The organism is Streptomyces sp. HUAS TT11, from assembly GCF_051553595.1.
In the GTDB taxonomy this organism is placed as follows: Bacteria; Actinomycetota; Actinomycetes; order Streptomycetales; family Streptomycetaceae; genus Streptomyces.
Window position 1 is genome coordinate 4,904,450 of record NZ_CP196184.1, and the last position, 23,341, is coordinate 4,927,790.

Annotated in this window: 12 protein-coding genes and 3 rRNA genes; 8 read left to right on the forward strand and 7 right to left on the reverse strand. The window is 67.9% G+C overall.

Annotated features, from left to right (window positions below; all coding sequences use genetic code 11):
- Positions 1–42 precede the first annotated feature (42 nt).
- On the forward strand, positions 43–3,435 hold the full coding sequence (locus ACSHXN_RS21965) for an ATP-binding protein (RefSeq protein WP_438303569.1): 3,393 nt from the start codon (positions 43–45) through the stop codon (positions 3,433–3,435).
- A 213-nt stretch (positions 3,436–3,648) separates the two neighbouring features.
- Here ACSHXN_RS21965 and ACSHXN_RS21970 read toward each other — a convergent pair whose 3' ends face one another.
- Positions 3,649–4,416: a TetR/AcrR family transcriptional regulator gene (locus tag ACSHXN_RS21970; RefSeq protein ID WP_355135317.1), complete on the reverse strand. Its 768-nt coding sequence runs from the start codon at positions 4,414–4,416 to the stop codon at positions 3,649–3,651.
- Positions 4,417–4,794: 378 nt separating this feature from the next.
- Between ACSHXN_RS21970 and ACSHXN_RS21975 the strand changes: the two genes are divergently transcribed.
- Positions 4,795–6,195 carry an NAD(P)/FAD-dependent oxidoreductase gene (locus ACSHXN_RS21975; RefSeq protein WP_355135319.1) on the forward strand — a complete coding sequence of 467 codons (1,401 nt, stop codon included), beginning with the start codon at positions 4,795–4,797 and terminating at the stop codon, positions 6,193–6,195.
- Between the two features lie 212 nt (positions 6,196–6,407).
- Entirely contained in the window at positions 6,408–8,060 is a 1,653-nt protein-coding gene (locus tag ACSHXN_RS21980) for an ATP-binding SpoIIE family protein phosphatase (protein WP_355135321.1), read from the forward strand.
- 80 nt (positions 8,061–8,140) lie between these two features.
- On the opposite strand, the gene ACSHXN_RS21985 is transcribed toward ACSHXN_RS21980, so the two are convergent.
- Positions 8,141–9,421: an MFS transporter gene (locus tag ACSHXN_RS21985; protein ID WP_356112458.1), complete on the reverse strand. Its 1,281-nt coding sequence runs from the start codon at positions 9,419–9,421 to the stop codon at positions 8,141–8,143.
- 171 nt (positions 9,422–9,592) lie between these two features.
- Between ACSHXN_RS21985 and ACSHXN_RS21990 the strand changes: the two genes are divergently transcribed.
- The 5 genes from ACSHXN_RS21990 (at position 9,593) to ACSHXN_RS22010 (ending at position 16,641) form a co-directional block, all read left to right on the forward strand.
- Positions 9,593–10,141, forward strand: a complete 549-nt coding sequence (locus ACSHXN_RS21990; RefSeq protein ID WP_355135323.1) for a MarR family winged helix-turn-helix transcriptional regulator — start codon at positions 9,593–9,595, stop codon at positions 10,139–10,141.
- 662 nt (positions 10,142–10,803) lie between these two features.
- Positions 10,804–12,327, forward strand: a 16S ribosomal RNA gene (locus tag ACSHXN_RS21995).
- A 302-nt stretch (positions 12,328–12,629) separates the two neighbouring features.
- A 23S ribosomal RNA gene (locus ACSHXN_RS22000) occupies positions 12,630–15,732 on the forward strand.
- An 89-nt stretch (positions 15,733–15,821) separates the two neighbouring features.
- A 5S ribosomal RNA gene (rrf, locus tag ACSHXN_RS22005) occupies positions 15,822–15,938 on the forward strand.
- Together the 16S, 23S and 5S rRNA genes form the textbook arrangement of a ribosomal RNA operon.
- Before the next feature lie 157 nt (positions 15,939–16,095).
- Complete coding sequence (locus ACSHXN_RS22010) at positions 16,096–16,641, forward strand: GNAT family N-acetyltransferase (RefSeq protein ID WP_355139339.1); 546 nt, start codon at positions 16,096–16,098, stop codon at positions 16,639–16,641.
- Here the strand turns inward: ACSHXN_RS22010 and ACSHXN_RS22015 are convergent.
- From ACSHXN_RS22015 to ACSHXN_RS22035, 5 genes are read right to left on the reverse strand one after another with little or no spacing between them, the layout of a single operon-like run.
- Positions 16,638–18,218 carry a type VI secretion protein gene (locus ACSHXN_RS22015; protein WP_438303571.1) on the reverse strand — a complete coding sequence of 527 codons (1,581 nt, stop codon included), beginning with the start codon at positions 18,216–18,218 and terminating at the stop codon, positions 16,638–16,640. The genes ACSHXN_RS22010 and ACSHXN_RS22015 overlap by 4 nt on opposite strands.
- A gap of 13 nt (positions 18,219–18,231) precedes the next feature.
- Entirely contained in the window at positions 18,232–19,656 is a 1,425-nt protein-coding gene (locus tag ACSHXN_RS22020) for an ATP-binding protein (protein ID WP_355139335.1), read from the reverse strand.
- Positions 19,657–19,663: 7 nt separating this feature from the next.
- On the reverse strand, positions 19,664–21,223 hold the full coding sequence (locus ACSHXN_RS22025) for an SCO6880 family protein (RefSeq protein ID WP_355139333.1): 1,560 nt from the start codon (positions 21,221–21,223) through the stop codon (positions 19,664–19,666).
- Positions 21,220–22,515 carry a hypothetical protein gene (locus ACSHXN_RS22030; protein WP_383358732.1) on the reverse strand — a complete coding sequence of 432 codons (1,296 nt, stop codon included), beginning with the start codon at positions 22,513–22,515 and terminating at the stop codon, positions 21,220–21,222. Before ACSHXN_RS22030 ends, ACSHXN_RS22025 begins: the two co-directional genes overlap by 4 nt.
- A complete protein-coding gene (locus ACSHXN_RS22035; RefSeq protein ID WP_438303572.1) occupies positions 22,505–23,335 on the reverse strand; it encodes a hypothetical protein in 831 nt (276 codons plus the stop codon). Before ACSHXN_RS22035 ends, ACSHXN_RS22030 begins: the two co-directional genes overlap by 11 nt.
- Positions 23,336–23,341: the final 6 nt, after the last annotated feature.

Below are 23,341 nucleotides of genomic sequence, written 5' to 3' on the forward strand. Positions count from 1 at the left end.
AACCACGTGGCCGTACCGCTCCTCCCCGGCCAGAATGGCCCGATGCGGTACAGGATCCTGGGCGTCGCCCAAGCAGAGGACGACCGGGGAACCTCACTCCCCCTCGGCGGCCCCCGCGTGCGCGCCCTGCTCACCGCGCTCGCCCTGCGCGCCGGCCGTACCGCCACACTCTCCGACCTGATCGACGAGGTGTGGGCCGACGATCCGCCGCTGGACGCCCCGGCCGCGCTCCAGGCGCTGGTCGGACGGCTCCGCCGGGTCGTCGGACGCGAGGCCGTCACCTCCGAGCCGGGCGGCTACCGCCTCGTGGCCGCCCGCGACACCGTCGACCTCTTCCTCTTCGAGGACCTTGTGCAGCGCGGCACCGCGGCCCTCGCCGAGGGCGACGCCCTGACGGCCGCCGGTGATCTGCGCGAGGCCCTGGCCCTGTGGCGCGGTCCCGCCCTCACCGACCTCCCGGACCGCGGTGCCGCCGCGCGCCCCGAGGCCCTGCGCCTCGCGGCGAACCGGACCCGCATCGAGGCCGATCTGCGCCTGGGCCGCGCCGGCGACGTCGTACCCGAGCTGACGGAACTGACCTCGGCCCGTCCCTATGACGAGCCGTTGCACGCCCTCCTCATCCGCGCCCTGCGTGCCACGGGGCGTGCAGCCGACGCGCTCGCCGCGTACGAGGACGTGCGTCGTGCGCTGGCGGACGGGCTGGGGGCCGACCCGGGTGCGGAACTGCGGTCGCTGCACGCCGAGCTGCTGTCCCCCGAGCCCTCAGCGCCCGTACCGTCGCCGCCCGTACGCCCCGCCCTCGCCCCGGCGGCCTCCCGCGCCGCCCGCACGGGCAACCTCCGCCCGCGCCTGAACTCCTTCGTGGGCCGGGAGCCCGAACTCGACGCCATCCGCTCCGACGTGCGCAGGTCGCGCCTGGTCACCCTCACCGGTCCGGGAGGCTCGGGCAAGACCCGGCTCGCCGAGGAGGCCGCCGCCGGGCTGCCGCAGGCATGGCTGGCCGAACTGGCCCCGCTGGACCGGCCCGAAGCGGTGCCGGCCGCGGTGGTGAGCGCGCTCGGCCTGCGCGAGACCGCGCTGATCACCAACGAGATGGCGGTTCCCCACGACGATCCGGTCGCCCTCCTGATCGAGTACTGCGCACCTCGCAGCGAACTCCTCGTCCTCGACAACTGCGAACATGTGATCGGTGCCGCGGCGGAGCTCGCCGAGACCCTTCTGACCCACTGCCCCGGGCTCACGATCCTCGCCACCAGCCGCGAGCCCCTCGGCGTGCCCGGCGAGTCGGTCCGCCCGGTCGAACCCCTGCCGCCCGACCCCGCGCACCGGCTCTTCATGGAACGCGCGGCCGCCGTGCGCCCCGATGTGCCCGCGGCCCGCGACCCGGAGGCCGTCGACGAGATCTGCCGCCGCCTGGACGGTCTGCCCCTCGCCATCGAACTGGCCGCGGCCCGGCTCCGGTTGCTGACCCCACGGCAGATCGCCGACCGCCTCGACGACCGATTCCGGCTTCTCACCTCCGGCAGCCGTACCGTGCTGCCCCGCCAGCAGACCCTGCGGGCGGTCGTCGACTGGTCCTGGGATCTGCTCGACGAGCGTGAGCGCACGGTGCTGCGCGAGGTCTCCGTCTTCGCCGGCGGCTGGGACCTGGCCGCCGCGGAGGCCGTGTGCACCGGGCCCGCCGCCGACCTCGTCGGGGCGCTCGTGGACAAGTCCCTGATCGTCGCGGTCCCGTACGACGCGGACGGCGGCGGTATGCGCTACCGCATGCTGGAGACGATCCACGAGTACGCCGCCGAGCGTGCCGCCGAGGTCCCCGAACTGCGTGCGGCGGCGGAGCGCCGGCACCGCCGATGGGTGCGGGCGCTCGTCGAGGAGGCCGAGCCGAAGCTGCGCTCCGCCGATCAACTCCCGTGGATCCAGAAGCTGGAGACCGAGCTCGACAACATCAGGACCGGGCTGTACCGGGCGATCGTCGCGGGTGCCGAGGAGGAGGCGGGGGCCGTCGCCCTCGCGACGGGCTGGTTCTGGTGGCTGCGCAACTTCCGTGGTGAGGGCGCCGAGTGGGTGGACCGCCTGCTGCGCCTCGGAGCGGTCCTTGACGCCCGCGCCGGGCACGACCCGGGCGCTCCGGCGCCGACGGCGGGCCCGCACCGGGCCGAGACCGGCGACGCGGAGTCCTGCACCGCCTCCGCGGGACGACCCGCCGTCGACGCCTTCGAGGAACTCGAGCGGGTCGACCCCGTCGACACGTTCCTCGCCCACCAGGACGCCGAGCGCGGGCACCCTCTCCATGCGCAGCGGATGAAGCTGCGGATCCTGCACATGTTCCTGCTCGCCGAGTCGCGGCCGGCGGATTCGATGCGCAACGAGCGATCGCAGCGATACGTCGCCCTGGTGCACGAGCACTACGCACGGGGAGGCCGGGACGCGGCCCGGCTGCCCGGCATCATCTGGCCGATGACCGCCTACTACCTGGGCGAACCGCACGACGTCCGGCTCGCCATGGACGCGGCCCTCGCCAACTGCCGCAGCCACGGCGACGACTGGGAGGTCGGCGTCACCCTCATGCTCCGCACGCACGTCCTCGTCGACTCGCAGGGCGGTCTGCACGACGTGGACGGCGACCTCGCCGAACTCCGCCTGATCAGCCGCCGTGTGGGCGACCGCTGGATGCGTGCGCAGGTGTGCAGCGCGGCGGGCGAGGCGGCGATGGGGCGGGGCGCCTTCCCCGAGGCGCAGGGCGAGTACGAGGAGGCGCTGCGGCTCGCCCACGAGGTGGGGGCATACGCGGAGACCCCGTTCCTCATCGCACGGCTCGGCGAGATCACGTACCGCGAGGGGAAACGGGAGGACGCGCGGGCGGCGCTGGACGAGGCGAGCGATGCCGCCGATCGGTACGGAGTGCAGGACGCCCGCGCGTACGTGTCGCTGCTGCGCGCCCACATGGCGCTGGACGACGGGGAGACCGCCGCGGCGCGGGCGTGGTGGGAACGGGCACAGGTGGAGACGTCGAGCGGCACCCCGCCCCCGCAGTTCGTCGCCGCGCTGAACGGCGTCGACGCGCTTGTCACCATCGCCGAGTCCGGACCGGAGTCCGGCCTGCCCAAGCTGTCCGAGGCACTGCGCCAGGCCGTGTCGAGCCAGTGCGCGGAGGCGGTGACGGCGGGACTCGTGGACACCGCGGCGAACGTGCTGGGTCGCCTGGGCGCGCATGCCGACGCGGTGCGGCTGCTCGCCGCCGCGGACAGCTGGCGCGGTCCGTCCGTGCGCCCCGCACCGGAGTCCACGGAGGTCGCGCGGACACGGGACGCGGCCCTGGGCGCCCTCGGCCCGGCACGCTTCGACGCCGAGCAGGCCAAGGGCTCCGCGTTCACGACGGAGGACGTACTGGCGGACCTGGCGGAGGCGGCCGCGCGTCATCCTGTCCGTTGAGCCCGGCCCCATCGTCCACGTGCGGGTGAACCGGGTCCTGGGAGCCCGGGACGACCCGTGCCGGTGACCCCGTTCGTGGAGCACCGTCCGGGCCGCTCGTAGGACAGCTCACCGGAACGGGTGATACGCGGTCGGTGTCCCGGGCGCGGACCGCACAGGATCCGCGCCCGGAGAGAGCCGACGAGCAGGGGCCCGGGCGGAGCGCCGACCGGCTCAGGCCGGGCGGGAGCGCAGCCCCTCCAGCAGGATGTCGAGCAACCGGCCCGAGGCCGCCGCCTGCTGGGCGGGGTCCGGCAGCGACGGCGCCGCCGTGGCGATCACCAGCAGCACGTCGGAGACCGTGACGTCGGGCCGCAGTTCACCCGCGCCACGAGCCCGCTCGACGAGCCGACCGACGACCTCGAGCAGCGTCGCCGCACCTGCGTCGTCCTGCTCCACGGCGGTCCGCTGGTCGACGAGCCGGAGCTCGGTGGCCGACGGGTAGCGCTGCTGCGGCACCCGCGCCTCGTCCACCGGCAGGGGGTCCGGTCCCTGGGGACCGTCCTCGGCCACTCCCACCCGCAGCACGTGCGGCGGCAGCAGCCGACCCGCGCCCGACGCCACCGACGTCCGCAGGAAGCGCGAGAGCGCCGACCACGGCTCGTCCTCCTGGCCGAGCGCCGCCCTGGCCTGATCGGTCAGCCGGGAGGTCTCCTCCTCGGCTATCCGCCGTACGAGGACGTCCTTGCTCGGGAAGCGCCGGTACACCGTGCCGACGCCGACCCTGGCACGGCGCGCCACGTCCTCCATCGGCGCGCCGTAGCCCAGCTCGCCGAAGACCTCGCGCGCCGCCCGCAGTACATGTTCCAGGTTGCGCTGTGCGTCCACGCGCAGCGGTGTCGACCGCGCACCGTCCCCGCGTCCGTTCCCCGTGGCCGCGCTCATCGCGCCCGCCGGTCCGACGGCGGACGTGGACGGCCAATGAGAGTCCTGAATGTGCATAAGCGATCCCCCGGTAATGACGTCTCCCCCCGGAGACTTCCCGCCATTGGAAGCCGGTGTGCACGGAACCAGCGCCGTGTGCGACCAGGTCCGCCCGTCGCGGGCCGGTCGAGCGCAACCCCTTACACCCCGTCGACACACGAACATAGTTGAGCAGGAGTCAATTCAGAAGGGGCAGGTTCCGCACAGAGCGCCCCCCGATCGGAGTACGGGGCGGTTACGTCCTGATTGATCCCTCGAACGTCACCCCGTACACACCGGCTGACCTGCGGTCCTTTCCCGCGGCCCGGGAATTCGGCCAACTCTGCATCGTGCCGTCGTCCGGTCACACAATTTGCCGGGGCTGTGGACAAACTCCGGAGTCCGATGCGTCATGGGATGGTGACGGCTGCAACCCATCGGGGGACGCCCCCCGACCCCCCGAAGTGTGTGCGCATCCTCATCGTCGGCGGTGGCTACGTCGGCCTGTACACGGCCCTGCGTCTGCAACGCAGACTCAAGGCGGAACTCGCGCGCCGCGAGGCCGAGATCGTGGTGGTCTCGCCCGATCCGTACATGACGTACCAGCCCTTCCTGCCGGAGGCGGCCGCCGGCGCCATCTCGCCGCGCCATGTGGTCGTCCCGCTGCGGCGCGTCCTGGACGGCTGCCGGGTGGTCGTCGGCGAGGTCACCTCCATCGACCACGCCAAGCGCACCGCCACCCTCGACACGCTCGCCACCGAGGAGACCGGGCAGACGGAGCAGCTGTCGTACGACGAACTCGTCCTCGCCCCGGGCTCCATCGCGCGCACGCTGCCGATTCCCGGCCTGGCCGAGCACGGCATCGGCTTCAAGACGGTCGAGGAGGCCATCGGGCTGCGCAACCACGTCATCGAGCAGATGGACATCGCCTCCTCCACCCGCGATCCCGAGATCCGCGACGCGGCCCTCACCTTCGTCTTCGTGGGGGGCGGATTCGCCGGCGTGGAAGCGCTCGGCGAACTCGAGGACATGGCCCGTTACGCCGCGCGCTACTACCACAACGTCAAGCCCGAGGACATGAAGTGGATCCTCGTGGAGGCCTCCGACCGCATCCTTCCGGAGGTCGGCGAGGAGATGGGCCGCTACACGGTCAGTGAACTGCGCCGGCGCAACATCGACGTACGCCTGAAGACCCGGCTCGAGTCGTGCGCCGACAGGGTCGCCGTCCTCTCCGACGGCGCGCGCTTCCCCGCGCGCACGGTCGTGTGGACCGCCGGAGTGAAACCGCACCCGGTGCTCGCCGCGACGGACCTTCCGCTGAACGGCCGCGGTCGCCTGAAGTGCACCCCGGAGCTGACCGTGGACGGCGTCCGGCACGCCTGGGCCGCGGGCGACGCGGCGGCCGTCCCGGACGTCACCGCCGCCGAACCGGGCCGGGAGACAGCGCCCAACGCCCAGCACGCGGTGCGTCAGGCACGGGTGCTCGGCGACAACATCGTGCGCTCGCTGCGCGACCAGGCGCTGGAGACGTACGCGCACAAATACGTGGGCTCGGTCGCCTCCCTGGGGCTGCACAAAGGCGTCGCACACGTCTACGGGCGCAAGCTGAAGGGGTACCCTGCGTGGTTCATGCATCGCGTGTACCACCTCAGCAGGGTGCCCACCTTCAACCGCAAGGCGCGTGTGCTGGCCGAATGGACCCTGGCCGGGCTCTTCAAGAGGGAGATCGTCTCTCTCGGTTCACTCGAACACCCCCGCGCGGAGTTCGAACTTGCGGCCGGTGGAAAGCCTCCTGGGTACCCGAAGGGGTCGTCCTGACCGGATCCAGGAACCCCGCCGAAAGGGCCGACGTCTGACGGATGTCGGCCCGGTCGGGGAGACTGGTCCACGACCGTGGGCGGGCCGACCCTCGCCCGGGCGCATCCACCAGGCTTCCCCCAACTGGGCCGTACCCCCGGGGCAGGCCTCCGGACCGGACCCCGACCGGAACCGGAGCCGGCCGGAGACGACAACGACGAGGCAAGGAATCGGTGAACTTCACGCGCTGGAGCGCCCGGCTCCCCGGAACGCAGCGCCGCGCCGCAGCGCGGACCGAGCACACGCTCTCCCCGGATCGGCTGGGTGACGGCTCCGTGCCCGTGGCCCGCGCCGAGCGGCTCACCGACGACCCATCGAGCGTGCCCGCCGTCGACGAGCTGCCGGCCCGCGAGGTCCTCGACCGCATCCCCGCCCTCGTCGCCCTCGTGCACGGCCCCGAGCACCGCATCGCCTATGTGAACGACGCCTATGTGGCGGCCTTCGGCGTGCGCCCCGTCGGTGAACCGGCGCGCGAGGCGCTGCCCGAGCTGGACGAACTCGGCCTGCTCCCGCTGCTGGACCAGGTGCTGCGCAGCTCCAAGCCGCGCACGGTCAAGTCCCGCAGGGCGCCGAGCGGCCGTTCGTACACGTTCACGTGCACTCCGGTGGACGTGCCCGGCGACAGGGCGAGGGGCGTGCTCGTCTTCGCCGCCGACGTCACCGACCATGCCGAGGCCGCCGAACGGCTGCGGGCCAGCGAGCGCGAGCAGCGCCGGACCGCGGTGACCCTCCAGCGCTCCCTGCTGCCGCAGGAACTGGAGGAGCCCGACGACCTGCGCATCGCCGCCACCTACCAGCCGGGCGGCACGGAGGCGGCGGTCGGAGGCGACTGGTACGACGTGATCACGCTCGGCGGCGGCCGCACCGCGCTGGTGATCGGCGATGTGATGGGCAGGGGCGTCCGTGCGGCCGCGGTGATGGGCCAACTGCGCACGGCCGTACGGGCGTACGCCCGTCTCGACCTGCCCCCGCACGAGGTGCTCCAGCTGCTCGACGGTCTGGCCCAGGAGATCGACCCCAACCAGATCGCGACGTGTGTGTACGCCATCCACGACCCGAACGAGGGACGTCTGGTCTATGCGTCGGCGGGTCACCTGCCGATCCTCGTCCGCGACGAGAGCGGAGTGGTGCTGCGCGCCGACGAACCCACCGGCCCGCCGCTCGGCACCGGCGGCTGGATGCACGCGTCCGGCTCGGTACCGCTGGGACCGGGCGCCACGGCCGTCCTGTACACGGACGGCCTGGTCGAGCGCCGGGACGCGGACCTCGACGAGGGCATCGCGGCGCTCGAGAGCGCACTCGCGGGGGCCACGGGCACGCCGCAGGTGATCTGTGACCGCCTGCTGCGCTCGGCCGGCGTCACCGCGGGTCACGACGACGACGTGGCGCTCCTGGTCCTTCAGCACCCGGCGAGACCGGGGCCGGACGGCGATCTGTTCCGCAACGCCGCACTGGACCTGCTCGGGGGCGTCGAGGCGGCCCCGCGCGCGCGTGCGTTCGCCTCGGGTGTGCTGACGAGCTGGCGGTTCCCGACGGATCTGCACGACCTCGGCGTACTGGCCGCGAGCGAACTCGTCGCGAACTCCCTTCAGCACGGGATCCCGCCGATGAGGTTGCGCCTCCGGCGCACGGACCGCCGGCTGATCATCGAAGTGACGGACGGCGACGACCATCTGCCCCGCCGCCGTCGTGCGGAGCCGGCGGACGAGGCGGGACGGGGCATCGCGATCGTGGCGACGATCGCCTCGAACTGGGGCTCGCGCCGGACACCGGGCGGCGGCAAGGCGGTGTGGTGCGAGTTCGCGCTGCCCCGGGGAGCCGGCTGACCGCCGAGCGGGGCCGTCCAGGGGTGCGGGCCACTGTGTGGTCGGGCCCTCGCACCCCGGCCGGCTTCAGCGGCCCGTCGTCAGGCGCAGGACGGGCTGACCTCCAGACCGTCCGTGCGATCCGGTGCCCCCTGGGCCACCACCCGGCTCCTCGACGGCTGGTTCTGCGCAGGGGTGAGGCTGCGCCCGAGCCGGATCGCCAGGAACGTGATGCCCAGCGAGAACAGCAGGAACGTCATGACGTACGGCGCCGGCAGCGACGCGGCCAGTGGACCTCCCACCGCCGGGCCCACCGCCAGCGCAAGCTGCTTGACCAGGGCGAACGCCGAGTTGTACTGGCCTGCCAGGCCCGACGGCGCGAGATCCGCGACCAGCGGGGCGAGCGTCGGCGACAGCATGGCCTCGCCCAGCCCGAAGAGCGCGTACGTCGAGACGAAGGCGCCGGTCGCCATGGCCTGGCTGCCGTGTCCGAGACCCGCGTAGCCCGCGATGGCCCAGGCGACGGCCCAGATGAGTCCGACGGCCGCGATCACCCGTGACCGCCGCCGCCGCTCGACGAACTTGAGCACGGCGAACTGCGCCACGACGATCATCATCGTGTTGGCCGCCAGCGCCGTACCCAGCGCGGACGTGGAGACTCCCGCCGCCTCGACGCCGTACGCACTCAGTCCGGACTCGAACTGGCCGTAGCAGGCGAAGAACAGCACGAAGCCGAGTACACACAGCTGCACCATGGCGCGGTTGCCCAGCAACTGCTTCCAGCTCGACCGGCCGCCCCGCGGTGCGCCGGTCTCCGCCTGCGGCAGATGCGGGATCCGGACCGTGGCCATGATCACCACGAGCAGCAGGAAGATCGCGGCCTCGACGGCGAACAGCAGGGTGAAGGAGGCGGCGCTCGAGGTGTCGACGAGGTGCCCCCCGATCAGACCACCGACACCGAGCCCCAGGTTCTGCAGGAAGAACTGCATGGCGAAGGCACGCGACCGCGTCTGCGCGGTCGAGGAGTCCACGATCATCGTGGCCAGCGCGGGCTGCATCACGGCCTGCCCCGCCCCGAGCAGCGCCGCCGAGACCAGTACGCGCACGGCGGTGCCGGCCAGGCCCAGGCTCAGGGCACCGACCGCGGCGACGACCAGGGCGGTGAGCAGCACCGGAAGGGGGCCGCGCCGGACGATGGCCCGCCCGGCGAAGGGCAGCACGACAAGGGCGGCCACGGCGAACACGGCGAGCACGAGACCCGCCGTCGCGGCACCGAGGTCCCGCACCTGGGCCACGTACACGTACAGATACGGGACGGTGAAGCCGAGGCCGAACGCGCTGAGTGCGTTGCCTACGTGGATCCGGCGCATCGCTGCGCCCATCGCCATGGTCACGTTCACCTGCCTTGAGAAGGAGGGTCCGCCCGAGTGCACGACCAGCAGGTCTCACCTCTGAAACAGTTAACCCTGAAGACTTAGAAGCTAAAGTTGACAGATTCAACATTACACTGTGAAGGACTTCAATGCCAAGCGAGTGCGTGCCATACTGCGGCCATGGGCGACACCCCCGGCGGCAGTGAGCCGACCCTCGACGAACAGATCGCCGCCTACCAGCGCGAATTCCAGGGTCTGGACCCGCAGGTGGAGAAGATCGTCTCCGCGCTGTCCCGGCTCAACCGCCGTATGAACGTCGCCTACGGCCGGCAGACGGCGGAACTCGGCATCAGCAACGCCGAGTGGGAGGTGCTGAAGGCGCTGGTCCTGTCCGGCGCCCCGTATCGCATGGGCCCGAGCGACCTCGCCAAGCGGCTCGGCCTGACGCCGGCCGCCATGACCCACCGCATCGACCGCATGGTGAGCGAGGGCCTCGTCACCCGTGAGCGCGACGAGGCCAACCGCGTCCGGGTGATCGTGGAGCTGACCTCCGAGGGGCGCGAGAAGTGGCTGGAGGCGATGCGCCTGGCCTCCCGCTTCGAGGAGGACCTCCTCCAGGACCTCTCCCCCGAGGAGCGCTCGGTCCTCGGTGAGGTGCTGACCCGGCTGTTGCGCCGCGTGGAGGACGCCCAGCCGGACGCCGGGGGACGTCTCAGCGACCTTGATTGACGCAAGCGGAGGTTTGGCGCTCCGTGGCCCTGGGCAGGCTTGACAGTCCAACCCCAGATCCGTAAAGTTCTCCGAGTTGCCACGAGGCCGTAACGGTTTTCTGGCAGCGACTCCCGCCGCGACAGCGGCAGCCAAACCACTCAGCACGATCTCCCGATGGGATTGATTTCGGCGTGCCCGAATTCGATTTCTTCGGCGTGTGCCGGCGCAGAACCGCTCGAGATCCACTCGATTGGGAATCGCCGGAGAGATCCGCTAAGGTTTGGGAAGTCCGAAGGGCCCAACAGCCGCAAGGACAAACCCGGTTGACTGGGAGTCAGGTCCGAAGGGAACTGAGGGATCTGATAGAGTCGACAACGCCGGAAGGCCGAAAGGCCGGAAAGCACCGAGGAAATCGGATCGCGAAATGGTCTGATAGAGTCGGAAACACGAAGGGAAGCGCCCGGAGGAAAGCCCGAGAGGGTGAGTACGAAGGAAGCGTCCGTTCCTTGAGAACTCAACAGCGTGCCAAAAGTCAACGCCAGATATGTTGATACCCCGTCTCCAGCATGTGCTGGGGCGAGGTTCCTTTGAAATAACACAGCGAGGACGCTGTGGACCGGGGGGATTATTCCTCCTCCTGGTCCCGCTCTCGTGGTGTTCGACCGGATATCCGGTAAACATTCACGGAGAGTTTGATCCTGGCTCAGGACGAACGCTGGCGGCGTGCTTAACACATGCAAGTCGAACGATGAAGCCCTTCGGGGTGGATTAGTGGCGAACGGGTGAGTAACACGTGGGCAATCTGCCCTGCACTCTGGGACAAGCCCTGGAAACGGGGTCTAATACCGGATACGAGCCTCCCGGGCATCTGGGAGGTTGGAAAGCTCCGGCGGTGCAGGATGAGCCCGCGGCCTATCAGCTTGTTGGTGAGGTAACGGCTCACCAAGGCGACGACGGGTAGCCGGCCTGAGAGGGCGACCGGCCACACTGGGACTGAGACACGGCCCAGACTCCTACGGGAGGCAGCAGTGGGGAATATTGCACAATGGGCGCAAGCCTGATGCAGCGACGCCGCGTGAGGGATGACGGCCTTCGGGTTGTAAACCTCTTTCAGCAGGGAAGAAGCGAGAGTGACGGTACCTGCAGAAGAAGCGCCGGCTAACTACGTGCCAGCAGCCGCGGTAATACGTAGGGCGCAAGCGTTGTCCGGAATTATTGGGCGTAAAGAGCTCGTAGGCGGCTTGTCGCGTCGATTGTGAAAGCCCGGGGCTTAACTCCGGGTCTGCAGTCGATACGGGCAGGCTAGAGTGTGGTAGGGGAGATCGGAATTCCTGGTGTAGCGGTGAAATGCGCAGATATCAGGAGGAACACCGGTGGCGAAGGCGGATCTCTGGGCCATTACTGACGCTGAGGAGCGAAAGCGTGGGGAGCGAACAGGATTAGATACCCTGGTAGTCCACGCCGTAAACGGTGGGCACTAGGTGTTGGCGACATTCCACGTCGTCGGTGCCGCAGCTAACGCATTAAGTGCCCCGCCTGGGGAGTACGGCCGCAAGGCTAAAACTCAAAGGAATTGACGGGGGCCCGCACAAGCGGCGGAGCATGTGGCTTAATTCGACGCAACGCGAAGAACCTTACCAAGGCTTGACATACACCGGAAACATCCAGAGATGGGTGCCCCCTTGTGGTCGGTGTACAGGTGGTGCATGGCTGTCGTCAGCTCGTGTCGTGAGATGTTGGGTTAAGTCCCGCAACGAGCGCAACCCTTGTCCCGTGTTGCCAGCAGGCCCTTGTGGTGCTGGGGACTCACGGGAGACCGCCGGGGTCAACTCGGAGGAAGGTGGGGACGACGTCAAGTCATCATGCCCCTTATGTCTTGGGCTGCACACGTGCTACAATGGCCGGTACAATGAGCTGCGATACCGTGAGGTGGAGCGAATCTCAAAAAGCCGGTCTCAGTTCGGATTGGGGTCTGCAACTCGACCCCATGAAGTCGGAGTCGCTAGTAATCGCAGATCAGCATTGCTGCGGTGAATACGTTCCCGGGCCTTGTACACACCGCCCGTCACGTCACGAAAGTCGGTAACACCCGAAGCCGGTGGCCCAACCCCTCGGGGAGGGAGCTGTCGAAGGTGGGACTGGCGATTGGGACGAAGTCGTAACAAGGTAGCCGTACCGGAAGGTGCGGCTGGATCACCTCCTTTCTAAGGAGCACTTCTCACCGACTTCGGTTGGTCAGAGGCCAGTACATCGGCGAACGTTCGATGCTGGTTGCTCATGGGTGGAACGTTGACTATTCGGCACACTTGGTCTGCTTCTCTTCCTAGTACTGCTTCGGCGTGGAACGGGTGATGAAGGGGCGGGTGTGTCGGGCACGCTGTTGGGTGTCTGAGGGTGCGAGCGTTGCTCGTCCTTCGGCGCCGACCCCAGTGAACTCGGATTTTGGTCCGGGGTGATGGGTGGTTGGTCGTTGTTTGAGAACTGCACAGTGGACGCGAGCATCTGTGGCCAAGTTTTTAAGGGCGCACGGTGGATGCCTTGGCACCAGGAACCGATGAAGGACGTGGGAGGCCGCGATAGTCCCCGGGGAGTCGTCAACCAGGCTTTGATCCGGGGGTTTCCGAATGGGGAAACCCGGCAGTCGTCATGGGCTGTCACCCGCTGCTGAACTCATAGGCAGTGTGGAGGGAACGAGGGGAAGTGAAACATCTCAGTACCCTCAGGAAGAGAAAACAACCGTGATTCCGGGAGTAGTGGCGAGCGAAACCGGATGAGGCCAAACCGTATACGTGTGAGACCCGGCAGGGGTTGCGTATGCGGGGTTGTGGGTTCTTTCTTCTGCGGTCTGCCGGCCGTGGGACGAGTCAGAAACCGTTGATGTAGACGAAGGACATGCGAAAGGTCCGGCGTAGAGGGTAAGACCCCCGTAGTCGAAACGTCAGCGGCTCGTTTGGAAGATACCCAAGTAGCACGGGGCCCGAGAAATCCCGTGTGAATCTGGCGGGACCACCCGCTAAGCCTAAATATTCCCTGGTGACCGATAGCGGATAGTACCGTGAGGGAATGGTGAAAAGTACCCCGGGAGGGGAGTGAAATAGTACCTGAAACCGTGTGCCTACAAGCCGTGGGAGCACTTTGGTGTGACTGCGTGCCTTTTGAAGAATGAGCCTGCGAGTTTGCGGTGTGTTGCGAGGTTAACCCGTGTGGGGTAGCCGTAGCGAAAGCGAGTCCGAATAGGGCGTTGGAGTAGCACGCTCAAGACCCGAAGCGGAGTGATCTAGCCATGGGCAGGTTGAAGCGGAGGTAAGACTTCGTGGAGGACCGAACCCACCAGGGTTGAAAACCTGGGGGATGACCTGTGGTTAGGGGTGAAAGGCCAATCAAACTCCGTGATAGCTGGTTCTCCCCGAAATGCATTTAGGTGCAGCGTCGTGTGTTTCTTGCCGGAGGTAGAGCACTGGATAGGCGATGGGCCCTACCGGGTTACTGACCTTAGCCAAACTCCGAATGCCGGTAAGTGAGAGCGCGGCAGTGAGACTGTGGGGGATAAGCTCCATGGTCGAGAGGGAAACAGCCCAGAGCATCGACTAAGGCCCCTAAGCGTACGCTAAGTGGGAAAGGATGTGGAGTCGCACAGACAACCAGGAGGTTGGCTTAGAAGCAGCCACCCTTGAAAGAGTGCGTAATAGCTCACTGGTCTAGTGATTCCGCGCCGACAATGTAGCGGGGCTCAAGCGTACCGCCGAAGTCGTGTCATTGCAGCATATAGCCCTAACGGGTGTTGTGATGGGTAGGGGAGCGTCGTCTGCCGGGTGAAGCAGCACCGGAAGGTAGTTGTGGACGGTTGACGAGTGAGAATGCAGGCATGAGTAGCGATTCACACGTGGGAAACGTGTGCGCCGATTGACTAAGGGTTCCTGGGTCAAGCTGATCTGCCCAGGGTAAGTCGGGACCTAAGGCGAGGCCGACAGGCGTAGTCGATGGATAACCGGTTGATATTCCGGTACCCGCTGTGAAGCGTCAAACATCGAGCCCATTAATGCTAAGGCCGTGAAGCCGCCCCGGAGCCTTCGGGCAAAGGGGAGTGGTGGAGCCGCCGGCCCAAGGTGGTAGTAGGTGAGTGATGGGGTGACGCAGGAAGGTAGTCCATCCCGGGCGGTGGTTGTCCCGGGGTAAGGGTGTAGGCCGTGCGATAGGTAAATCCGTCGTATGTGTGGCTGAGACCTGATGCCGAGCCGATTGTGGTGAAGTGGATGATCCTATGCTGTCGAGAAAAGCCTCTAGCGAGTTTCATGGCGGCCCGTACCCTAAACCGACTCAGGTGGTCTGGTAGAGAATACCGAGGCGTTCGGGTGAACTATGGTTAAGGAACTCGGCAAAATGCCCCCGTAACTTCGGGAGAAGGGGGGCCACGCTTGGTGAGAGCACTTGCTGCTCGAGCTGGGGGTGGCCGCAGAGACCAGCGAGAAGCGACTGTTTACTAAAAACACAGGTCCGTGCGAAGCCGTAAGGCGATGTATACGGACTGACGCCTGCCCGGTGCTGGAACGTTAAGGGGACCGGTTAGCTCACTTTCGGGTGGGCGAAGCTGAGAACTTAAGCGCCAGTAAACGGCGGTGGTAACTATAACCATCCTAAGGTAGCGAAATTCCTTGTCGGGTAAGTTCCGACCTGCACGAATGGCGTAACGACTTCTCGACTGTCTCAACCATAGGCCCGGTGAAATTGCACTACGAGTAAAGATGCTCGTTTCGCGCAGCAGGACGGAAAGACCCCGGGACCTTTACTACAGTTTGATATTGGTGTTCGGTTCGGCTTGTGTAGGATAGCTGGGAGACTTTGAAGCTTGGACGCCAGTTCAGGTGGAGTCGTCGTTGAAATACCAGTCTGGTCGTGCTGGATGTCTAACCCGGGTCCGTGATCCGGATCGGGGACAGTGTCTGATGGGTAGTTTAACTGGGGCGGTTGCCTCCTAAAGGGTAACGGAGGCGCCCAAAGGTTCCCTCAGCCTGGTTGGCAATCAGGTGTTGAGTGTAAGTGCACAAGGGAGCTTGACTGTGAGACCGACGGGTCGAGCAGGGACGAAAGTCGGGACTAGTGATCCGGCGGTGGCTTGTGGAAGCGCCGTCGCTCAACGGATAAAAGGTACCCCGGGGATAACAGGCTGATCTTCCCCAAGAGTCCATATCGACGGGATGGTTTGGCACCTCGATGTCGGCTCGTCGCATCCTGGGGCTGGAGTCGGTCCCAAGGGTTGGGCTGTTCGCCCATTAAAGCGGTACGCGAGCTGGGTTTAGAACGTCGTGAGACAGTTCGGTCCCTATCCGCTGTGCGCGTAGGAGTCTTGAGAAGGGCTGTCCCTAGTACGAGAGGACCGGGACGGACGAACCTCTGGTGTGCCAGTTGTTCTGCCAAGGGCATGGCTGGTTGGCTACGTTCGGGAGGGATAACCGCTGAAAGCATCTAAGCGGGAAGCCTGCTTCGAGATGAGGACTCCCACCCACTTGATGGGGTAAGGCTCCCAGTAGACGACTGGGTTGATAGGCCGGATCTGGAAGCACGGTAACGTGTGGAGGTGACCGGTACTAATAGGCCGAGGGCTTGTCCATAGAGGCTCGCGTCCACTGTGTTGGTTCTGAAACCACGAACAGCCCCGCCCGGATTTTTTCGGGTGGTGTGGCGTTCTGTTTCATAGTGTTTCGGTGGTCATAGCGTGAGGGAAACGCCCGGTTACATTCCGAACCCGGAAGCTAAGCCTTTCAGCGCCGATGGTACTGCAGGGGGGACCCTGTGGGAGAGTAGGACACCGCCGAACAAATATTGAGAAAGAGCTCCAACTCCGGGTGGATACCCGTGAGTTGGGGCTCTTTCGCGTTTCCGGCTCCGCTCACCGGCGTGCACGGATCATGTTCGGCCGGGGCCCCGCGGAAAATTGGGGCGCACCTGCCGCGCGCGGCCGTTACCGTGGCCGCATGTCTCACGTCATCCGATCCATACACCCCGAGGACTGGCCCGCCGCGAAGAAGCTGCGGCTCGCCGCGCTCCAGGACCCGGTCGCCCATCTCGCGTTCCTGGAGACCTACGAGGACGCTATCGCCAAGCCCGACTCCTTCTGGCAGGAGCGGACGGCGGGAGCCTCGGAAGGGGAGACCGGGGCCCAGCAGATCATCGCCGAGGCGCCGGACGGGACATGGGCGGGCACCCTGACCGTTCTGCTCGAGGAAGCCGGTACGACGGACTGGGCCGGATTCGACGTGGAGCGGAGACAAGGGCACGTCGTCGCCGTGTTCGTCCGGCCCGAGCACCGCGGGACCGGGCTGACCAAGGCGCTGTTCGACGCCGGTCTGGAGTGGGCGTGGGGCCGCGGTGCCGAGCGCGTGCGGCTCATCGTCCACGAGGACAACGTGCGCGCGCAGGCCTTCTACCGCAAGGCGGGGTTCGTGCCGAGCGGGGTCACCGTGCCGCTGTCCGGGGACGATGAGGACTCGGAGCTGGAGATGGTGATCGAGCGGTACTAGCGGCTCTGCACCGGCAGGTCGTACTGGGGCCAGCGTGCGCGGGCCTGCTCGCGCGAGCGGAGCAGGGCCAGAGTCGGCAGGCCACGGACCTCTCCGGTGGAGAGCAGCTCGGGAAGCTGCGGGAGCGGGGCCACGGCCGCCACGTCGTCCAGGACGAGGGCGAGTGGTGGGTCGAGGCGACCGGAGGATGACCGTTCGGCCATGCGCCGGCCGCGCTCGACCACGCTGGAGGAGAGGGCCGTCAGCAGAGGCATGGCGCCGGGGTGCTGCCTGGGGTCCTCGATGGATTCACCCACCACATAAAGCGTGCCCCCTTCGTTGACGAAGGAATCCAAGGCAAGGGTGTCACTTCGGTTGGATGTGCATGCCTCGCGGATATTGACCGTGAAGAGGCAGGACAGTGCACGTGCCGTCAGCTCCTGTGCCACGTCCTTGCGTTCGGGATGCGAGGTGAGCGCTGCCTCCAGCTCCCCGGCGGCGCCGGACGCAGCCTTGGGGTTCGTCCGCAGTACTCGTACCGCCTCCTGGACCTGGGTGCCCTGGGCCCAGCGGTGGATGTGCCGGATGGTGCGGCCCTCGACGGCCGCCGCGTGGAGGTAGCTCCGCAGGAGCGTTTCCGCGACATCCGCGACCGCCTGGTCGATACGGGCCGTGGGCCGGACCGGGGCGAGCAGCGCGACGGCTCGGGCCGCCGCGGTCGCCTTGTCCTCGCAGCCGGCGGACGGTGACCAGTGGAGCCGGGCCGGGGTGTCGCACAGGTGCGAGGGGTCGTAGAGGAGGACCGGGCCGAGTTTCGCCCGGGCATCCTTCGTGTCGGACCACAGTGCGGGACTCGAGGTGACGACCAGGACGGCTCCCTCGGCGTCGCGTACGACCTGGGCGGCGACGGGATGACGGATGTCGGGTGCGCCCAGAACGACGGACGGGGGCGTCAACGAGGTGGACGGGGAAGCCCCGGGGCCGCTCTGTTCGTTCACCGCGCCGACGGGCTCCGCAGTGGCGACGGCCACCTGTTCGACGACGGTCCGGGCGGGGACCTGGGCCGGAGCCGTGGACTCGGGGTCATGGTGCTCCCCCGCACCGGGACGGGGGGCGGGAACCGGTGCCGGATCGGAGACCAGGGACGTGCCGGTGTCCCGGGCCGGGACGTCCACGGCAGGGTTCGGTGGGCCCGCAAGCGGGGCCGGTGACAGGGCTTCCGTGGGCGCGGCCCCACGGCGCGCCCGTACCGCCTTCCAGCGTGCCACCGTGCCGATCACGAAGACGGTGAGCACGAACAGCACCATCAGTTCGCCTATGAACAGGCCCCAGAACAGTCCGTAGCCGGAGAGCTGGTCCGCGGGGGTGTCGGGCCAGGCGGCCGCGATGTCGTGCGGCTCGGCGATCAGATGGCGCATCGCCACCGGAGTGCTGCTGAGCCCGACGCCATGAGGCCATGCGCCCTGCGCGAACCAGCCCGAGAGGCCGGTGGCCGTCCACACCATCAGCGTCACACCGAGCAGAAAGGCCAGTACACCCACCAACAGAGCGTCGGAGATGTCGCCCTGGCCGCCCCGCTGCTCCTTGCCTGGTCTCATCGGGACCCCATGTCTATGCCACCGTGGACTCGGACGAGCCGTCCATGTCGCTCAGCCGCTGCTCCATGAATGTTGCCGCGCGCTCTTCCGCCTCCAACTCAGCCGCGCGCAGGGCGTCGTCCTTCTGCCGGTCGCTGGACGACTCCGTCATGGCGCGGTCGGTGAACACCAGCGGCCGCTCCGACTCCGTGACCAGGTGCTTGACGACCTGGACGTTGCCGTTGACGTCCCAGACCGCGATGCCCGGTGTCAGCGTCGGGATGATCTCCACAGCCCATCGAGGCAGGCCGAGGACGCGGCCCGTCGCCCGTGCCTCGTCCGCCTTCTGGGCATAAATCGTCCTGGTGGACGCCATCTTCAGGATCGCGGCGGCCTCCTTCGCGGCCGCCCCGTCCACCACGTCACTGAGGTGGTGGACGACCGCCACGAAGGACAGACCGAGCCGTCGGCCGAATTTCAGCAGCCGCTGGAACAGCTGGGCCACGAACGGGCTGTTGATGATGTGCCAGGCCTCCTCGACCAGGAAGATGCGCTTCTTCCGGTCGGGGCGGATCCAGGTGTGCTCCAGCCATACGCCCACGATCGCCATCAGGATCGGCATGGCGATCGAGTTGCGGTCGATGTGGGAGAGGTCGAACACGATCAGCGGCGCGTCCAGGTCGATGCCGACCGTCGTGGGCCCGTCGAACATGCCCCGCAGGTCACCGTCGACGAGGCGGTCGAGGACCAGTGCCACGTCCAGGCCCCAGGCCCGGACGTCGTCGAGGGCGACGTTCATCGCCTCGGCCGACTCGGGTTCGGGGTGGCGCAGCTGCTCGACGATGTCCATCAGCACCGGCTGGCGCTCGACGATGGTCTCGTTGACGTAGGCGTGGGCGACCTTCAGGGCGAAGCCGGAGCGCTCGTCCAGGCCGTGTCCCATCGCGACCTCGATGATCGTACGGAGCAGGGCGAGCTGTCCCGTCGTCGTGATCGAGGGGTCCAGCGGATTGAGCCGGATGCCGTGGTCGAGCGCCGCCGTCGGGTCGAGCCGGATCGGCGTTATACCCAGTTCCTCCGCGATCAGGTTCCACTCGCCGACGCCGTCCTCGCCCTGCGCGTCGAGGACCACGACCTGCCGGTCCCGGAATCGCAGCTGGCGCAGGACATATGTCTTCTCCAGAGCCGACTTGCCGTTGCCGGACTCGCCGAGGACGAGCCAGTGCGGCGCCGGGAGCTGCTGACCGTAGAGCTGGAAGGGGTCGTAGATGTATCCCTTCCCGGAGTACACCTCGCGGCCGATGATCACGCCGGAGTCGCCGAGGCCGGGCGCGGCCGTCGGGAGGTAGACGGCCTGGGCCTGGCCCGTGGAGGTGCGGACGGGCAGCCGGGTGGTCTCGACCTTGCCGAAGAGGAAGGACGTGAAGGCGTCGGTCAGGACGGACAGCGGATCCCGCATCAGGTCCTTACCTCCGAATGCCGGTGGCGAAGGGGAGCGTGTTGACGAAGGCGCGGTGGTGCTCGCGGTCGCACCATTCCAGCTTCAGATAGGACTTGCCGGCCGAGGCCCGGATGGTCCGCTTGTCCCGGGCCAGGGACTCCGGGGAACGGGCGGAGACGGTGATGTAGCCGACCAGGTTGACGCCGGCGGCGCCGCTCGCGAGGTCCTCGCCCCGCTGGTCGAGACGGGAGTGGGAGGCGATGTCGCGGGGGTCGACGGTGCGGTTCATCTTGGCGGCGCGGCTGGCCTCCGCCTCGTCGTTCGTCTTCTCGGTCAGCATGCGCTCGATGGCGACCTCGGTGGGTTCGAGGTCCATGGTGACGGCGACCGTGCGGATGACGTCCGGGGTGTGGACCAGGAGGGGCGCCAGGAAGTTCACGCCGACCGGCGTCATCGGCCACTCCTTGACCCATGCGGTGGCGTGGCACCAGGGCGCACGTGTCGACGACTCGCGGGTCTTGGCCTGGAGGTAGGTGGGCTCCATGGCGTCGAGTTCGGCGGGCCAGGCGTTGCGCCTCGTCATCGCCTGGATGTGGTCGATGGGGTGGTCGGGGTCGTACATGGAGTGGATGAGGGAGGCGAGCCGTCCCTGCCCCAGGGGCTGCCGTACGCGGATGTCGGCTTCCTGGAGCCGCGAGCAGATGTCGGTGAGCTCACGCGCCATGACGACCGCGAGGCCCGCGTCCCGGTCGACCTTCCTGCCGCCCTGAGGGCGTGCGGCCCGCGCCATGGTGTGGGCCTCGGCGGCCAGTTCACGGGTGTAGTGCATGCAGGCCACGAGGTAGGCGCGGTGCTGCTCGCTGCTGGTCGACACCATGGACTGGAGCTGGTCGTACGACTGCCGCAGCCAGGCCGGGGCGCGTTCGTCGCCGCGCTGGGCGACGTCCTTCGCGTGTGCGTCCGGGTCCGCGGGCAGGGTGCGGGCGAGCATCTGGAGGCGGGTGACGAATCCGTCGCCGTTCGCCACGTGCTTGAGGAGCGTGCCGAAGCGGTCGACGAGGGCTTCCTGGTCCTCGCTGTCGCGCAGGCCCACGCCGGGACCCTCGATCTCGATGGCGGCGGTCACCATCCGCCGGTCGGCGTGCAGCAGTACGGCGATCTCGTCGGGCCCGAACGGGGCGGCGAGCCAGCTGATACGCCCGATGCCCGGGGGCGGTCCGATCTCGATCTCGCGTCCGTCGAGGCCGGTGCCGGCCTCCATCACGCTGCTTCGGTACGTCGTTCCCTGCCGCAGCGTCCTCTTGTACGTGCGGTTGATCTCGAACCACTTGTAGAACGTGCGGTGCTTGTAGGGGACGTACACGGCGGCCAGGGCGAGCAGCGGAAAACCCATCAGGAGCACGATACGCAGCGCGAGGAGGGGGACGAGCAGGCCGCACATCATGCCGAGGAACGCGCCCGCGATGATCAGCACGATCTCGCCGGACTCGCGGTTGCGGCCGATGATCGCGTTCGGCCGGGCGCGGCCGATCAGATATGTCCGGCGGGGCGTGACCGGATGCGACAGGTGGGACTCGGTCGTCAACGCCCTTCACCTCCCGTGCGGTTGGTACTGCTGTTGCGGGTCCTGCCGGCGTGCGGAGTGTCGGCCGGGCTGGTACGCGGTGGGGGCGTGGCGGGGACGGATCCGCCGCCGGGGGCGCGGGTGCTGTGCGCGGCAACACCGCCGGACACCGGGTTGGCGGGGCGCGGCGGTTGGTTGCCGCCCCCGCCGCCGTTGCTGTCGGCGCGGGTGCTGTGGGTCTTGATGCCCTGGGCGACGAGGGTCGCCGGGGAGCTGATGACGGCGGCGGCCTTGCGTTCGGCGCCCTGCATGATGCGGTTGCTGCGGGAGGCGGCGATCTCGTCGCCGAAGCCGGGCACGAACCGGTAGATCATGGCGCTCGCGAAGATGGCGAGCAGGATGATGGCGAGCCCGGAGACCACGGCGGCGAGGGAGTCGGGTCCGTTGTCCGTGGCCAGCGCGCCGGCGAGCCCGAGCACTATGACGATGACCGGCTTGACCAGGATCACCGCGATCATGATGCCGGCCCAGCGGCGGACGTGGCCCCAGAGGTTCTTGTCGACGAGACCGGAGTAGACGACGACGCCGAGGAGGGCGCCGACGTAGAGCAGGACGGCCCGCAGGAACAGCTCCAGATAGAGAACGCCGGCCGCGAGGATCGACACCAGCGACACCAGGATCAGCATGATGGGGCCGCCGCCGATGTTCGAACCCTTGCTGAGCGCGCCGGAGAACGCGCCGAAGAACGTGGTGGTCTGGTCGCCGGTGGCCTTGGCGAGGACGTCACTGACGCTGTCGGTCGCGGAGACCACCGTGTAGAGGACAAGCGGGGTGAAGGCCGAGGCCAGCACGGTGAGCCAGAGGAAGCCGACCGCTTCGGAGAGGGCGGTGGTGAGCGGGACGCCCCGCACGGCCCTCTTGGCGACGGCCAGCAGCCACAGCAGGAGGGTGAGGATGGTCGACGCGGCGAAGACGATCTCGTACTGGTGCAGGAACTGCTGGTTGGTGAAGTCGACGCTGGCGGTCTCCTTCACCGCCTCGCTGAGCTTGTCCACGGTCCAGGAGGCGGCGTTGGCGCAGCCCTTGGCGAGGGAGGAGAGGGGGTCGAGGGGATCGGTCAGAGTGTCGGGACCGGGTCCTCCGGAGGTGTCGCCGTTTTCGCAGTACTGCTTGGCGGGGCCGACGATGAGATCACAGTTGCTGTCCGTCGGGGAAGGGGATGGTGCTGCGGCAGCCCGGGTGGCCACCCATACGGCGACGGCCTGCACAGTCGTCAGCACAGCAGCGACCTTGAGAGTGCGGCTACCGGGCATAGGTGAAGCCTCCGAACTCCTCGACAGCCTGCGAGATCTCCTCAGACGTTGAGACCTTGTTGTCGCCGTTGACGGGCGCCGGGCCTTCCTTCTGGGAAAAGCTGGCGACCTTCCAATCACCGCTGGACCAGCGCATTGCGAACGTCATGGTGAAGTAGTCGCTGGAGACCGGGTTCGTCGACTCCTCGCCCGTCGTGCCGAACACACCGGTGCACCAGACCTCGACAGTCGCGGTGGTGTCCGAATACTTGGTGGTCTTGGTACCGATGGGCATCGTCCGCGAGACGTACGTGTGGCCCGCAGTCGGGTTGCCGCTCTCGTCCAAGCCGATGTTGTTCAGGAAGTCCTTGTTGTACGTCTTGTTGAACTTGTCCGCGAGCGTCGGTACCTGGTTCGGAACGAACACCTGCTGCAGGATCTCGCCGCGCTGCGCGGGCTTCAAGATGTCGGCCGAAACCAACACCACCGCATAGTTCGCCGCAGCCGACGCCGCCCCCTGTTGGTCGTGGGCGAAGCCCGAGGGGATGCCGGCCGACTTCGACTTGACCGGGTGTGTGCCGGAGGCCGCCGTCGCGGACGTGTTCGGCTTGTTGTCGCCGCTGTCCGAAGAGGAGTCCCCTCCCCCGCGGTTCGCGAAGGCGATCGCCGCGATCAGGAGGACCACCACGCCGACGACCGTCACCAGGCTGCGGGACGACGACCGGCCCCGCCGGGCACCCCCGTAGACGTCACCGCCCCGCTCGGGCAGTCGTGTGCGGGTCTGTCCCACCCCGCCGTACTGTTCGTCGCCCCCGCCGGAGGCACCGTCATCGAGATTCACGCCGCG